Source organism: Pseudomonas taiwanensis, assembly GCF_013393345.1.
GTDB lineage: Bacteria > Pseudomonadota > Gammaproteobacteria > Pseudomonadales > Pseudomonadaceae > Metapseudomonas > Metapseudomonas resinovorans_C.
The window spans coordinates 18,440-30,532 of record NZ_QJRF01000042.1 but is presented as its reverse complement, the minus strand read 5'-3'; the positions used below and the strand labels follow the sequence as shown (position 1 = coordinate 30,532).

Genomic DNA, 12,093 nt, shown 5'->3' with positions numbered 1-12,093 from the left:
CGCGGCGGCACGTGGCTCGGCGCCCTGGTCAGGGACTTTGGATAGTGATTTTGGCCGTCGGTTCAGCTCAGGGGCTGGACGTCGCCTCAGAGGCTTTCCAGCGGCAGATGCAGATGCGCGGCCAGGGCCTGGGATTCCAGGTGGCCCTGCGGGGCGGCCAGATGCAGCGATCTACCCGATTCCCGTGCCAGGCGCGCGGTCTCTTCAACCAGTCGACGAGCGACGCCGCGGTGGCGGGTCACCTTGCGCACGCACAGATGGGACAGTCGCCAGTGAGGCTCGCCGCGCAGCAGCAGGGCCGCGCCCAGCAGGCGGTCATTGAAGCGCCCTGCGACCAACTGGCCGTCGGCCAAGCCGCACGTCACCAGTTCCGCCGCGCTGGCATAGGGTGCCAGCAGCCAGTCCGGGGCATCGGCGTAGATCTTCACCAGGTCGCCAAGGTCCTGCTCGGACGGGCTGTTCAGGGTCTCGACGATCACGGGCATGGGGGCTCCTGAAGGGCATTGCGGGGGCGGGCCGGCAGTGTAAACGCCGCCGACCGCCGTCGGTAGCGGCACCAAGAGCCTGCGGCCTATAATGGCGCTCTTTTTCGTGAGCCTTTTTGTGGAGCTGGTGATGGCCGAACGTACGGCATCCGTCGAACGCAATACCCTGGAAACCCAGATCAAGGTTTCGATCAACCTGGATGGCACTGGCAAGGCGCGCTTTGATATCGGCGTCCCATTCCTTGAGCACATGCTCGACCAGATCGCCCGTCATGGCCTGATCGACCTGGATATCGAGTGCAAGGGCGATCTGCATATCGACGATCACCACACCGTGGAAGACGTCGGCATCACTCTCGGCCAGGCCTTCACCCAGGCCATCGGTGACAAGAAGGGCATCGTCCGCTACGGCCACTCCTATGTGCCCCTGGATGAAGCCCTGTCCCGAGTGGTCATCGATTTCTCCGGTCGTCCCGGACTGCAGATGCACGTGCCCTTCACCCGCGCCGTGGTCGGTGGCTTCGACGTCGACCTGTTCCAGGAGTTCTTCCAGGGCTTCGTCAACCACGCCCTGGTGAGCCTGCACATCGACAACCTGCGTGGCCACAACACCCACCACCAGATCGAAACCGTGTTCAAGGCCTTCGGCCGCGCCCTGCGCATGGCCGTCGAGCGTGATCCGCGCATGGCCGGCCAGATGCCCTCCACCAAGGGCGTGCTCTGATGCAGACGGTTGCAGTCATCGACTACGGCATGGGCAACCTGCACTCGGTTGCCAAGGCCCTGGAACACGTTGGCGCCGGCCGCGTCCTGGTCAGCAGTGACGCCAATGTGATCCGCGAAGCCGACCGGGTGGTCTTCCCCGGTGTCGGCGCGATCCGCGATTGCATGGCCGAGATCCGTCGCCTGGGCTTCGACGAGCTGGTCCGCGAAGTCAGCCAGGACCGCCCGTTCCTGGGCATCTGTGTCGGCATGCAGGCACTGCTGGAGCGCAGCGAAGAGAACGACGGCGTCGATTGCATCGGCCTGTTCCCCGGTCAGGTGCGCTTCTTCGGCAAGAACCTGGTGGAAGACGGCGAGCACCTGAAGGTGCCGCACATGGGCTGGAACGAGGTGGAGCAGAGCGTCGCCCACCCGCTCTGGCACAACATCCCCGACCGCGCGCGCTTCTACTTCGTACACAGCTACTACATCGAGGCGGGCAATCCCAAGCAGGTCGCCGGTCGCGGTCACTACGGCAAGGACTTCGCCGCTGCGCTGGCCGAGGGTTCGCGCTTCGCCGTGCAGTTCCACCCGGAAAAAAGCCACACCCACGGCCTGCAGTTGCTGCAGAACTTCGCCGCCTGGGATGGCCGCTGGTAAGCATGAGCCGCGCGAAGAAGGCCCCGAGCCTGCAACTCGACGCTGCCCAGACCAACGACGCGGTGCTGGCGATCAAGCGTTTCATGGCGGATCGCTTCGAGCTGGAGCTGGGTTCCTTCGAGGCCGAGGAAGTACTCGACTTCTTCGCCCGGGAATTCGCGCCGCATTTCTACAACAAGGCGATCTTCGATGTGCAGGCGCACCTGAAAGACAGGTTCGAGAGCATCGAAAGCGACTTGTGGGCGCTCGAGAAAGACTGAGCGCCAAGCCGATTCCACTGACTTCTTACAGGTTGAACCGATGCTGATTATCCCCGCTATCGATCTGAAGGACGGCGCCTGCGTGCGTCTGCGCCAAGGCCGTATGGAAGACTCCACCGTGTTCTCCGACGACCCGGTGAGCATGGCCGCCAAATGGGTGGAAGGTGGTTGCCGCCGCCTGCACCTGGTGGACCTCAACGGTGCCTTCGAGGGCAAGCCGGTGAACGGTGAAGTGGTCACCGCCATCGCCAAGCGCTACCCGAACCTGCCGATCCAGATCGGTGGCGGCATCCGCTCCCTGGAAACCATCGAGCACTACGTCAAGGCCGGCGTCAGCTACGTGATCATCGGCACCAAGGCAGTGAAAGAGCCCGAATTCGTCACCGAGGCCTGCAAGGCCTTCCCGGGCAAGGTCATCGTCGGCCTGGATGCCAAGGACGGGTTCGTCGCTACCGACGGCTGGGCCGAAGTCAGCAGCGTGCAGGCGGTCGACCTGGCTCGCCGCTTCGAGGCCGACGGCGTGTCCGCGATCGTCTACACCGACATCGCCAAGGACGGGATGATGCAGGGCTGCAACGTCGAAGCCACCGCTGCCCTGGCCGCTGCCAGCCGCATCCCGGTGATCGCTTCCGGCGGTATCCACAACCTCGGTGACATCGAGAAGCTGCTGGCCGCCAAGGCCCCCGGCATCATCGGCGCCATCACCGGCCGCGCCATCTACGAAGGCACCCTGGACGTCGCCGAGGCCCAGGCCTTCTGCGACAGCTACAAGGGTTGATCGACGGCTAACGGTGCGCGCTGCGCACCTTACGGGACACTGTTATGGCTCTCGCAAAACGCATAATCCCCTGCCTCGACGTGGACAATGGCCGCGTGGTCAAGGGCGTCAAGTTCGAGAACATCCGCGACGCCGGCGATCCGGTGGAAATCGCCCGTCGCTACGATGAGCAGGGTGCCGACGAAATCACCTTCCTCGACATCACCGCCAGCGTCGACGGCCGCGACACCACCCTGCACACCGTCGAGCGCATGGCCAGCCAGGTGTTCATCCCGCTGACCGTGGGCGGTGGCGTGCGCACCGTGCAGGACATCCGCAACCTGCTCAATGCCGGCGCCGACAAGGTGTCGATCAATACGGCCGCAGTGTTCACGCCCGAGTTCGTTGGCGAGGCCGCCGCCCGTTTCGGCTCCCAGTGCATCGTGGTCGCCATCGACGCGAAGAAGGTATCCGCCCCCGGGGAAACACCGCGCTGGGAAATTTTCACCCATGGCGGACGCAAACCCACCGGCCTCGACGCCGTGGCCTGGGCGAAAAAGATGGAAGACCTGGGTGCCGGCGAGATTCTTCTCACCAGCATGGACCAGGACGGCGTGAAGAGCGGTTATGACCTCGGCGTCACCCGTGCCATCAGTGAAACCGTCGGGATTCCGGTGATCGCCTCCGGCGGTGTAGGCAATCTTGAGCACCTGGCCGCCGGCATTCTCGAAGGCAAGGCCGACGCCGTGCTGGCGGCCAGCATCTTCCACTTCGGTGAGTACACCGTGCCGGAGGCGAAGGCCTATCTGGCCAGCCGTGGAATCCTCGTGCGCTGAGCACGATTCTTGCCTAGCATTGGCCCAGGCTGCCCGCGTGATGGACTTCGCAGCCTGGGTTGCTGATGCCCGAGCCTCGCTCCCGCGAGGTTAAGCTCAGCGCATTTCCCATCTCTCCTGGAAGGTAGCCGCTTATGTCGAAACGCCTGCTGCTGGCGCTGGCCGGTACCCTTATGGTGCTTGCCGGTGCTGCCCGCGCCGAAGTGGATGAGAACTACAGCGTCGTTCTCCTGACTGAAAACTTCCCCCCGTACAACATGTCGATCAATGGGAAGAACTTCGCCCAGGAAGACAACATCGACGGCATCGCCGTCGACATCGTGCGTGAGATGTTCAAGCGCGCCGGGGTCAAGTACAGCCTGACCCTGCGCTTCCCCTGGGACCGTATCTACAAGCTGGCGCTGGAAAAGCCGGACTATGGCGTCTTCGTCACCGCGCGTCTGCCCGAGCGTGAGCAGTCCTTCAAATGGGTTGGCCCGATCGGTCCGGACGACTGGATCATGCTGGCCCGTGCCGACAGCCAGATCGCCCTCGGCAGCCTGGAAGATGCGCGCAAGTACAAGGTCGGCGCCTACAAGGGCGACGCTATCGCCGAGTACCTTGCCCAGCAGAAACTCGAGCCCGTCACCGCCCTGCGCGACCAGGAAAACGCGAAGAAGCTGGAGAAAGGCCAGATCGACCTCTGGGCTACCGGCGACCCGGCTGGCCGTTACCTGGCCAAGCAGGAAGGCGTGGGCGGCCTGAAGACCGTGCTGCGCTTCAACCAGGCCGAGCTGTTCCTGGCGCTGAACAAAGAGGTCCCCGACGAAGTCGTGAAGAAACTGCAGGGCGCGCTGGACCAGATGCGCGCCGAGGGCTTCGTCGACGAGATCCTCAACAGCTACCTGTAACGGGTAGTGCATCGAAAGTAGTCAAAGACTCCAGCGACCGGCCACAAGCCGGTCGCTTGCCAAGGAAGGCAGGACGGGTCGAGCCGTACGTCCGTGGGTGGGGAGCCCGCGCAAGGAAGCCGCTTAGCCACAACCACAAATCAAGCGAGCGGTATGACAATGCAGAAGTTGATCCAACGTGCCCTGACCCTGGGCCTGATGTTCCTCGCCTTCACGGCGCGCGCCGAAGTCCCTGCGGATTACAAGGTGGTGTTGCTCACCGAGAACTTCCCGCCCTTCAACATGGCGGTGGATGACAAGAACTTCGCCCGTGACGACGGCATCGACGGCATCAGCACCGATATCGTCCGCGAGATGTTCAAGCGTGCCGGCATCAACTACAGCCTGACCCTGCGCTTCCCCTGGGACCGCCTCTATCGCCTGACCCTGGACAAGCCCAACTACGGCCTGTTCTCCACCACCTTCACCGCCGAGCGCCAGCCGCTGTTCAAGTGGGTCGGCCCGATTGCCAAGACCGAGTGGGTGCTGCTCGCCGCGCCGGGCAACAACCTCAGCATCAAGGACCTGAAGAGCGCCTCCCAGTACCGCATCGGCGCCTATAAGAACGACGCCGTCAGCCAGCACCTGGAAACCCAGGGCATGGCACCGCAGAACGCCCTGCGTGACCAGGAGAACGTGAAAAAGCTGATCAAGGGCCAGATCGACCTCTGGGCCACCACCGATCCGGTGGGCCGCTACCTGGCCAAGCAGGAGGGCGTGACGGGCCTGCAGACCGTGCTGCGCTTCAACAGTGCCGAGCTCTACCTGGCCTTCAACAAGGACACTCCGGACGAGGTCATCGAGCGCCTGCAAAAAGCCCTCGACCAGATGCGCAGCGATGGGTACGTCGACGAGATCACCCAGAACTACCTGTGACAACGCTGCAGGTTCGCCTTTCTTTGTGGAGGCGAATTCATTCGCTAATCAGGCCGCAGGCCTGACTTTCGAGGTTAAGGGGCCGCTTCGCGGCCCACAGCGAATGAATTCGCCCCCACAAGGAGGTCATCGGGGAACTACCGGTAAACCCCCGCCTTGCCATGGGCTGCCATGGCGCGATTGCCGCGCAGGGCGATCAGCATTTCCACTCCGATCAGTTCGAAGCCCCGTTCCTTAAGGCGCGGCAGCTCGCGTTCGAGCAGCGCAAGGGTCGCCGGATGCGGATGGCCGATCATCAGCGCCGAGCCTTGCTTGCGTGCGAGCTTGAGGGCGGCGTCGAACTGCGCGGCGACTGCGGCCGGACTCTGGTCGTCGTCGAGGAAGATGTCCCGCGAGAGGCTGGCCAGCCCGGCTTTCTGGGCTTCGGCGGCCGCCACCGTGGCGGCGCTGGTGCGGCTGTCGATGAAGAAAAGGCGTTCCTGCTGCAGCCGAAGCATCAGCAAGTTCATGGCCGGACGCTGGGCGGTCATGCGGCTGCCCATGTGATTGTTCAGGCCTCGGGCGTAGGGCACCTGGCGCAGGGCGGCGTCCAGTCGCTTTTCCAGCTCGGCGGTGGACAGACCCGGGTGCCAGGCATACGGGCCGGTAGCCGGGTCCATGGGCAGATGCAGCATCACGGTCTTGCCGGCGGCGTGGGCGGCTTCGGCCAGTTCTCGGGAGTGGCGGGCATCCGGCAGGATGGACAGCGCCACCGGGCCGGGGAGGGCAAGGACGCGATGGTCGCGGGCCGGTGTCTGGCCCAGGTCATCGATCACCAGGGCCAACCGCGCGACAGGGGCGGCACAGGCACCGGCTGCCGTTGCGCTCAACCACAGCGCCAGCAGCCAGGTACCCCATTTCATGTCAGTTCTTGCGGGTGACGTTCAGGCCTTTCAACAGGTTGAGGGCCTGGCTCAGTTGGAAGTCGTCGTCCTGCGGACGCGGTTCTGCGGACTTCTTGCTCGTACTCGGACGGTCGGCGCCGCCATTGCCGTTGCCGAGGTGACCGGCGAGATCGGCTTCCTTGAAGGTTTCGCCGTCCTGCTCGCGGGTGACCTTGGCGCGCGCCACCTCGATATCCGGGACGATGCCCTGGGCCTGGATCGAGCGGCCGTTCGGGGTGTAGTAGAGCGCGGTGGTCAGCTTCAGGGCGCGGTCGTTGTTCAGCGGCAGCACGGTCTGCACCGAACCCTTGCCGAAGCTGTCGGTGCCCATCAGCACGCCGCGCTTGTGGTCCTGCAGGGCGCCGGCAACGATCTCCGCCGCCGAGGCACTGCCGCCGTTGATCAGCACCACCAGCGGTACGCCATCGCTGGCATCGGCCGGATCGGCGGAGAAGCGCAGTTCGGAGTTGGCGATGCGGCCTTTGGTGTAAACGATCAGGCCCTTCCGCAGGAAGTGGTCGGAGACTTCCACCGCCGACTGCAATACGCCGCCGGGGTTGTTGCGCAGGTCGAGGACCAGGCCGGAAAGGCGGCTGCCGTTGTCCTTGCGCAGCTTGGCCAGGGCCTTGCCGACTTCTTCGCCGGTGTTGACCTGGAACTGGGTGATGCGCAGGTAGCCGTAGCCTTTCTCCAGCAGTTGGCTCTTCACGCTCTTGACCTTGATCGCGGCGCGGACCAGTTCGACATCGAAGGGCCGGCCGCCATCGCGAACGAGGGTCAGGGTGATCTTGCTGCCCGCCTTGCCGCGCATCTTGTCCACCGCTTCCATCAGCGAGATGCCCTTGGTCGGCTGGCCGTCGATCTTCACGATCAGGTCGCCCGGCTGGATGCCGGCCTTGGATGCGGGGGTGTCATCGATGGGGGAAACCACTTTGACGAAGCCGTCCTCGGTGCCGACCTCGATGCCGAGGCCGCCGAACTCGCCGCTGGTGCTTTCCTGCAGCTCCTGGAAGTCTTCCGGCTCCAGATAAGCGGAGTGCGGATCGAGGTTGCTGAGCATGCCCTTGATGGCGTTTTCCAGCAGGGTCTTGTCGTCGACCGGCTCGACGTAGGCGGATTTGATGCGATCCAGCACCTCGGCAAAGGTCCGCAGCTCATCCAGGGGCAGCGGTGCCTTGCCGTTCACCGCAGTAGCGGGGAGGGTTGCCGGCTCCTCGGCGGCCAGCAGCTGTGGGGCGCCGCCGAGCAGCGCCAGAGCCATGGCCAGGGAAGTGAGGCGGGACAGATGCGGCATGCGAAACTCCTGCTAGATGAGATGGCGCCTATCCTTGCGCGCGGCACCACTGTGCCGGGTCGGTGGGTCGGCCCTGCTGGCGAATGGCGAAGTACAGCGCGGGCGTGTCCTGCCCGCCGCTATTGCCGACGGTGGCGATGGATTCGCCTGCTTTCACGATATCGCCGGCACTTTTCAATAGACGCTGATTGTGTCCGTAGAGGCTCAGATAGCCGTTGCCATGGTCGAGAATGACCAGAAGCCCGGCGCCGCGCAACCAGTCAGCGAAAACCACGCGACCGCCGTGTACGGCCCGAACGGAGCTACCTTCGGAGGCGCCGATCAGCACGCCATCCCATTTGGCGCGGGAGTCGCCGCCACGGGCCGAACCGAAACGCGCCACCAGTCGGCCGTCCACCGGCCAGGGCAGCTTGCCGCGCGCCTGGGCGAAGGGGCCGCCGAAATTGCCGCCGGTGCTGGAGACCATCGGGCCGGTGACGGGTCTGGCCGGGCTGCCGGCGGGGTGTTCGCGTAGCTGGCGCTGTTGCTCGGCCAGTGCACGCTTGCGGGCTTCTTCAGCCTCGCGGGCTTCGCGCTCCTGGCGGGCCAGGGTCTCTTCGATGGTCTTGAGGACCTTGCCCAGTTGCTCCTGGTCCTGCTGGCGCGACTTGAGCTTCTTGTCGCGGTCGCTGACGTCCTGGTTGAGCTTGGCCAGCGCCTGCTGGCGCTCCTTGCGTGCCGCCGCCAGTTGCTCGCGACGGCCATCGAGGGCCGCTTTCTGCTCGTTGAGCTGATTCTGCTGGGCGGTGATTTCCTGCTCGACGTTGTTCAGCTGGCGCAGGGTTTCGTTGAACGCGGCAAGCTGCTCCAGGCGCGCCTTGCTCAGGTAATCGTAGTAGGTGAGGGTGCGGGCGAACTTCTCGGGGTGTTGCTGGTTGAGCAGCAGCTTGACGTATTCCTGCTGACCGCTCTGGTAGGCAGCGCGAGCCTGGATGCCGATCAGGCGCTGCTGTTCAGCGCGCGCGTCCTGGAGTTTTTTTTTCTCCTCATCCAGCCGCTGGATCTCACCTTCGCTGTTCTTGAGCTCCTGCTGCAGGTCCTTGACCTGCTGCTCCAGGTTGCCCATGTCGGTTTCGGTCTTCTTCAGGTCGGCCTGGACGCCGGACTTTTCGTCCTGCAGCTGCTTCAGAAGTTTTTTCAGCTCGGCGACATCCTTGCCGGCCTGGTCCAGCTGCTGCTGGGTTTCGGCGCGCTGGTCGGCCATGACCGGAGTGATCAGGCTGGCGAAGATAACGAGGGCGAGGGCGCGAAGCATGGGGTGTGGGGCACCAGGGGGGGAGGACCGGCCTAGTATGCCCGTGGTGCGGGGCAAAAAAAACGCCCCGGACCAGGGGTTCGGGGCGTTTCCTGACAGGGCGCGCAGATTTCCTGCGTCGGGGCCGCGCCGTGGCGTCGGCCCGCGTCGATCATTGCAGTTCGACGATGGTCTTGCCGGACATCTCGGCCGGTACCGGCAGGCCCATCAGGGTCAGCAGGGTCGGGGCCACGTCGGCCAGTACACCGCCTTCGCGGATGGTCGCCGGACGCTTGCCGACATAGATGAACGGCACCGGCTCGCAGGTGTGTGCGGTATGCGCCTGGCCGGTCATCTCGTCTTCCATCTGCTCGACGTTGCCGTGGTCGGCGGTGATCAGCGCTTCGCCGCCCACCTTGTCGAGGGCTTCGACGATGCGCCCGACGCAGCTGTCCAGGCATTCCACGGCCTTGACCGCGGCTTCGAATACGCCGGTATGGCCGACCATGTCGCCGTTGGCGTAGTTCACCACGATCACGTCGTAGCGCTGGTTTTCGATGGCGTCGACGATCTTGTCGGTGACTTCGGGGGCGCTCATTTCCGGCTGCAGGTCATAGGTGGCGACCTTGGGCGACGGGATCAGGATGCGCTCTTCGCCTTCGAAGGGCTCTTCACGGCCGCCGGAGAAGAAGAAGGTCACGTGGGCGTACTTCTCGGTCTCGGCGATGCGCAGCTGGGTCTTGCCGTTCTTCGCCAGGTATTCGCCCAGCACGTTCTCCAGGGATTCCGGCTTGTAGGCGCTGGGGGCGGGGATGCTCGCCGCGTACTGGGTCAGCATCACGTATCCGGCCAGTTTCAGCTCGCGCTGGCGGGGGAATTCCTTGAAACCGGGCTCGACGAAGGCGCGGGACAGTTCACGAGCCCGGTCGGCGCGGAAGTTCATGAAGATCACGGCGTCGCCATCTTCCACCTTCACGGCGTGGCCGATGCGGGTGGCCTTGACGAACTCGTCGCTCTCGCCGCGCTCGTAGGCCGCGGTCAGACCTTCGACGGCCGTGGCGGCGGTGAATTCGGCCTGGCCTTCGGCGATCAGGTTGTAGGCGGCTTCCACGCGGTCCCAACGATTGTCGCGGTCCATGGCGAAGTAGCGGCCGATCAGGCTGGCGATGCGGCCCTTGCCGAGGCGGGCGAAGGCTTCGTCCAGTAGCTTGATGGACGGCTCGGCGCTCTTGGGCGGCGTGTCGCGACCGTCGAGGAAGGCGTGCAGGTAGATCTTCTCGGCACCGCGCTGGGCGGCCAGCTCGGCCATGGCGACCAGGTGATCCTGGTGGCTATGGACGCCGCCATCGGACAGCAGGCCCATGAAGTGAACGGCCTTGCCGGCAGCCACGGCCTTGTCCACAGCGGTGGTGATTTCCGCGTTAGTGAAGAAGTCGCCGTCGCGGATCGACTTGGTCACGCGGGTGAAGTCCTGGTACACCACGCGACCTGCACCGAGGTTCATGTGGCCGACTTCGGAGTTGCCCATCTGGCCGTCGGGCAGGCCGACGTCCATGCCGCTGCCTGAAATCAGGCCGTGGGGCTGAGTGGCGCGCAGGCGGTCATAGACCGGGGTGCTGGCGGCATGGATGGCGTTGTATTCGGGGCTGTCACTGTGACCGAAACCGTCCAGGATGATCAGGACCAGGGGTTTGGGCGTGGCTGTCATAGTGTCCGACTCGTCTGCGGCAAAGGGTTGAAAGTTGCGGGCAAGGCCCCGAAAAAAAGACGCGGCATTCTACGTTCTGGTTCCATCGGCGTCACCGCTGGACGGGGTTTGGCCGACCTGTGGGGCTGTGTATACTGGCCGGCATTTTACCGTCCCGGAAGCCGACGATGCTCGCTAAGCTGATTGAATTTGCCACTAACCACTATGTACTGAGTGGATCGTTCGTGCTGCTGCTGGCCCTGCTGCTGGCCCACGAACTGCGCCGCAGTGGCCGCGCCATCTCCACTCGCGAGCTGACCTCCCTGGTCAACGGCGGCCAGGCCGTGGTGCTGGACGTGCGCGGCACCAAGGATTTCTCCGGCGGCCATATCGTCGACGCCCTGAACATCCCCTATGAAAAACTTACCAGCCGCATCGCCGAGTTGGAGAAGTACAAGGACAAGGCCATCATCGTGGTCGACTCCATGGGCCAGCACGCCGGCACCGTCTGCCGCGACCTGCAGAAGGCCGGCTTCAACGCCATCAAGCTGTCCGGCGGTATCGGCACCTGGCGTGGCGACAACCTGCCGCTGGTGAAGTGAGATGGCCGGGACTGTCATCTATTCGAGCGCCTGGTGCCCCTTCTGCATCCGTGCCAAGCACCTGCTGGACAGCAAGGGCGTGCGCTATGAAGAGATCAGCGTCGACGGCAACCCTGCAATTCGCGCCGAGATGACCCGCAAGGCCGGGCGCACCTCGGTGCCGCAAATCTGGATCGGCCAAACCCACGTGGGCGGCTGTGACGATCTGTACGCCCTGGAACGTGCCGGCAAGCTCGACGCGTTGCTCCAGGCCAATCCGTAAACGGAAACGCACTAGAACAAGGCAGAACCATGACAGAACAAGCAAGCAACGGCGCCAATAACCCTCAGTTCTCCCTGCAGCGCATCTACGTGCGCGACCTGTCCTTCGAAGCGCCGAAGAGCCCGGAAATCTTCCGCCAGGAGTGGGCTCCGAACGTTTCCCTGGACCTGAACACCCGTCAGAAGCAGCTGGACGGCGACTTCCATGAAGTTGTGCTGACCCTGTCCGTGACCGTGAAGAACGGCGAAGAGACTGCCTTCATCGCTGAAGTGCAGCAGGCCGGTATCTTCCTGATCAAGGGCCTGGATGCGGCTTCCATGAGCCACACCCTGGGCGCCTTCTGCCCGAACATCCTGTTCCCCTACGCCCGTGAAACCCTGGATAGCCTGGTTATCCGCGGTTCCTTCCCGGCGCTGATGCTCTCCCCGGTGAACTTCGACGCCCTGTACGCCCAGGAACTGGCGCGTCTGCAGGCCGCTGGCGAAGCCCAGGCCTGATTATCAGGCTCCACGAAAAAGCGCCCTTCGGGGCGCTTTTTTGTTGGGGT

Annotated in this window: 15 protein-coding genes; 10 read left to right on the top strand and 5 right to left on the bottom strand. The window is 64.3% G+C overall.

Annotated features, from left to right (window positions below; all coding sequences use genetic code 11):
• Positions 1-86 precede the first annotated feature (86 nt).
• Positions 87-485: an acetyl-CoA sensor PanZ family protein gene (locus tag DM872_RS07810; RefSeq protein ID WP_179058932.1), complete on the bottom strand. Its 399-nt coding sequence runs from the start codon at positions 483-485 to the stop codon at positions 87-89.
• Positions 486-615: 130 nt separating this feature from the next.
• Here DM872_RS07810 and hisB point away from each other — a divergent pair, with 130 nt between their 5' ends.
• From hisB to DM872_RS07775, 7 genes are all read left to right on the top strand, one after another.
• The gene (gene hisB / locus DM872_RS07805; RefSeq protein ID WP_028629882.1) at positions 616-1,209 is read left to right on the top strand and encodes an imidazoleglycerol-phosphate dehydratase HisB; all 594 of its coding nucleotides are present in this window, start codon (positions 616-618) and stop codon (positions 1,207-1,209) included.
• Positions 1,209-1,847 (top strand): imidazole glycerol phosphate synthase subunit HisH, encoded by a 639-nt coding sequence (hisH, locus tag DM872_RS07800; RefSeq protein ID WP_179058931.1) that lies wholly within the window; start codon positions 1,209-1,211, stop codon positions 1,845-1,847. The genes hisB and hisH overlap by 1 nt, the downstream gene beginning before the upstream one ends.
• A 2-nt stretch (positions 1,848-1,849) precedes the next feature.
• Positions 1,850-2,107: a DUF2164 domain-containing protein gene (locus DM872_RS07795; protein ID WP_077525688.1), complete on the top strand. Its 258-nt coding sequence runs from the start codon at positions 1,850-1,852 to the stop codon at positions 2,105-2,107.
• Positions 2,108-2,147: 40 nt separating this feature from the next.
• A complete protein-coding gene (gene hisA, locus DM872_RS07790; RefSeq protein ID WP_016495212.1) occupies positions 2,148-2,885 on the top strand; it encodes a 1-(5-phosphoribosyl)-5-[(5-phosphoribosylamino)methylideneamino]imidazole-4-carboxamide isomerase in 738 nt (245 codons plus the stop codon).
• A 44-nt stretch (positions 2,886-2,929) separates the two neighbouring features.
• On the top strand, positions 2,930-3,700 hold the full coding sequence (hisF, locus tag DM872_RS07785) for an imidazole glycerol phosphate synthase subunit HisF (RefSeq protein ID WP_077525689.1): 771 nt from the start codon (positions 2,930-2,932) through the stop codon (positions 3,698-3,700).
• 134 nt (positions 3,701-3,834) lie between these two features.
• Complete coding sequence (locus DM872_RS07780; RefSeq protein ID WP_077525690.1) at positions 3,835-4,590, top strand: substrate-binding periplasmic protein; 756 nt, start codon at positions 3,835-3,837, stop codon at positions 4,588-4,590.
• A 159-nt stretch (positions 4,591-4,749) separates the two neighbouring features.
• Positions 4,750-5,505: a substrate-binding periplasmic protein gene (locus DM872_RS07775; protein ID WP_077525691.1), complete on the top strand. Its 756-nt coding sequence runs from the start codon at positions 4,750-4,752 to the stop codon at positions 5,503-5,505.
• 137 nt (positions 5,506-5,642) lie between these two features.
• Here the strand turns inward: DM872_RS07775 and DM872_RS07770 are convergent, their stop codons facing one another.
• From DM872_RS07770 to gpmI, 4 genes are all read right to left on the bottom strand, one after another.
• On the bottom strand, positions 5,643-6,407 hold the full coding sequence (locus tag DM872_RS07770; RefSeq protein WP_179058930.1) for a divergent polysaccharide deacetylase family protein: 765 nt from the start codon (positions 6,405-6,407) through the stop codon (positions 5,643-5,645).
• A gap of 1 nt (position 6,408) precedes the next feature.
• On the bottom strand, positions 6,409-7,722 hold the full coding sequence (locus tag DM872_RS07765) for a S41 family peptidase (protein WP_179058929.1): 1,314 nt from the start codon (positions 7,720-7,722) through the stop codon (positions 6,409-6,411).
• Positions 7,723-7,750: 28 nt separating this feature from the next.
• Entirely contained in the window at positions 7,751-9,016 is a 1,266-nt protein-coding gene (locus tag DM872_RS07760) for a murein hydrolase activator EnvC family protein (RefSeq protein ID WP_179058928.1), read from the bottom strand.
• A gap of 151 nt (positions 9,017-9,167) precedes the next feature.
• The gene (gene gpmI, locus DM872_RS07755) at positions 9,168-10,703 is read right to left on the bottom strand and encodes a 2,3-bisphosphoglycerate-independent phosphoglycerate mutase (RefSeq protein ID WP_179058927.1); all 1,536 of its coding nucleotides are present in this window, start codon (positions 10,701-10,703) and stop codon (positions 9,168-9,170) included.
• Between the two features lie 167 nt (positions 10,704-10,870).
• On the opposite strand from gpmI, the gene DM872_RS07750 reads away from it, so the two are divergent.
• The 3 genes from DM872_RS07750 to secB are packed head-to-tail and all read left to right on the top strand — an operon-like array spanning position 10,871 to position 12,043.
• Positions 10,871-11,284, top strand: a complete 414-nt coding sequence (locus DM872_RS07750) for a rhodanese-like domain-containing protein (RefSeq protein WP_077525696.1) — start codon at positions 10,871-10,873, stop codon at positions 11,282-11,284.
• Position 11,285: 1 nt separating this feature from the next.
• Complete coding sequence (gene grxC, locus DM872_RS07745) at positions 11,286-11,546, top strand: glutaredoxin 3 (protein WP_077525697.1); 261 nt, start codon at positions 11,286-11,288, stop codon at positions 11,544-11,546.
• A 29-nt stretch (positions 11,547-11,575) separates the two neighbouring features.
• Positions 11,576-12,043: a protein-export chaperone SecB gene (secB, locus tag DM872_RS07740; protein ID WP_077525698.1), complete on the top strand. Its 468-nt coding sequence runs from the start codon at positions 11,576-11,578 to the stop codon at positions 12,041-12,043.
• The last annotated feature ends 50 nt before the right edge of the window (positions 12,044-12,093 follow it).

What these genes read in the sequence shown, in the direction of transcription:
- DM872_RS07780 (WP_077525690.1), top strand. Translation starts at nt 3,835, where the DNA reads ATGTCGAAACGCCTGCTGCTGGCGCTGGCCGGTACCCTTATGGTGCTT.
- hisB (WP_028629882.1), top strand. Translation starts at nt 616, where the DNA reads ATGGCCGAACGTACGGCATCCGTCGAACGCAATACCCTGGAAACCCAG.
- DM872_RS07810 (WP_179058932.1), bottom strand. Translation starts at nt 485, where the DNA reads ATGCCCGTGATCGTCGAGACCCTGAACAGCCCGTCCGAGCAGGACCTT.
- DM872_RS07765 (WP_179058929.1), bottom strand. Translation starts at nt 7,722, where the DNA reads ATGCCGCATCTGTCCCGCCTCACTTCCCTGGCCATGGCTCTGGCGCTG.
- DM872_RS07795 (WP_077525688.1), top strand. Translation starts at nt 1,850, where the DNA reads ATGAGCCGCGCGAAGAAGGCCCCGAGCCTGCAACTCGACGCTGCCCAG.
- hisF (WP_077525689.1), top strand. Translation starts at nt 2,930, where the DNA reads ATGGCTCTCGCAAAACGCATAATCCCCTGCCTCGACGTGGACAATGGC.
- secB (WP_077525698.1), top strand. Translation starts at nt 11,576, where the DNA reads ATGACAGAACAAGCAAGCAACGGCGCCAATAACCCTCAGTTCTCCCTG.
- hisH (WP_179058931.1), top strand. Translation starts at nt 1,209, where the DNA reads ATGCAGACGGTTGCAGTCATCGACTACGGCATGGGCAACCTGCACTCG.
- hisA (WP_016495212.1), top strand. Translation starts at nt 2,148, where the DNA reads ATGCTGATTATCCCCGCTATCGATCTGAAGGACGGCGCCTGCGTGCGT.
- grxC (WP_077525697.1), top strand. Translation starts at nt 11,286, where the DNA reads ATGGCCGGGACTGTCATCTATTCGAGCGCCTGGTGCCCCTTCTGCATC.
- DM872_RS07750 (WP_077525696.1), top strand. Translation starts at nt 10,871, where the DNA reads ATGCTCGCTAAGCTGATTGAATTTGCCACTAACCACTATGTACTGAGT.
- DM872_RS07760 (WP_179058928.1), bottom strand. Translation starts at nt 9,016, where the DNA reads ATGCTTCGCGCCCTCGCCCTCGTTATCTTCGCCAGCCTGATCACTCCG.
- DM872_RS07775 (WP_077525691.1), top strand. Translation starts at nt 4,750, where the DNA reads ATGCAGAAGTTGATCCAACGTGCCCTGACCCTGGGCCTGATGTTCCTC.
- DM872_RS07770 (WP_179058930.1), bottom strand. Translation starts at nt 6,407, where the DNA reads ATGAAATGGGGTACCTGGCTGCTGGCGCTGTGGTTGAGCGCAACGGCA.
- gpmI (WP_179058927.1), bottom strand. Translation starts at nt 10,703, where the DNA reads ATGACAGCCACGCCCAAACCCCTGGTCCTGATCATCCTGGACGGTTTC.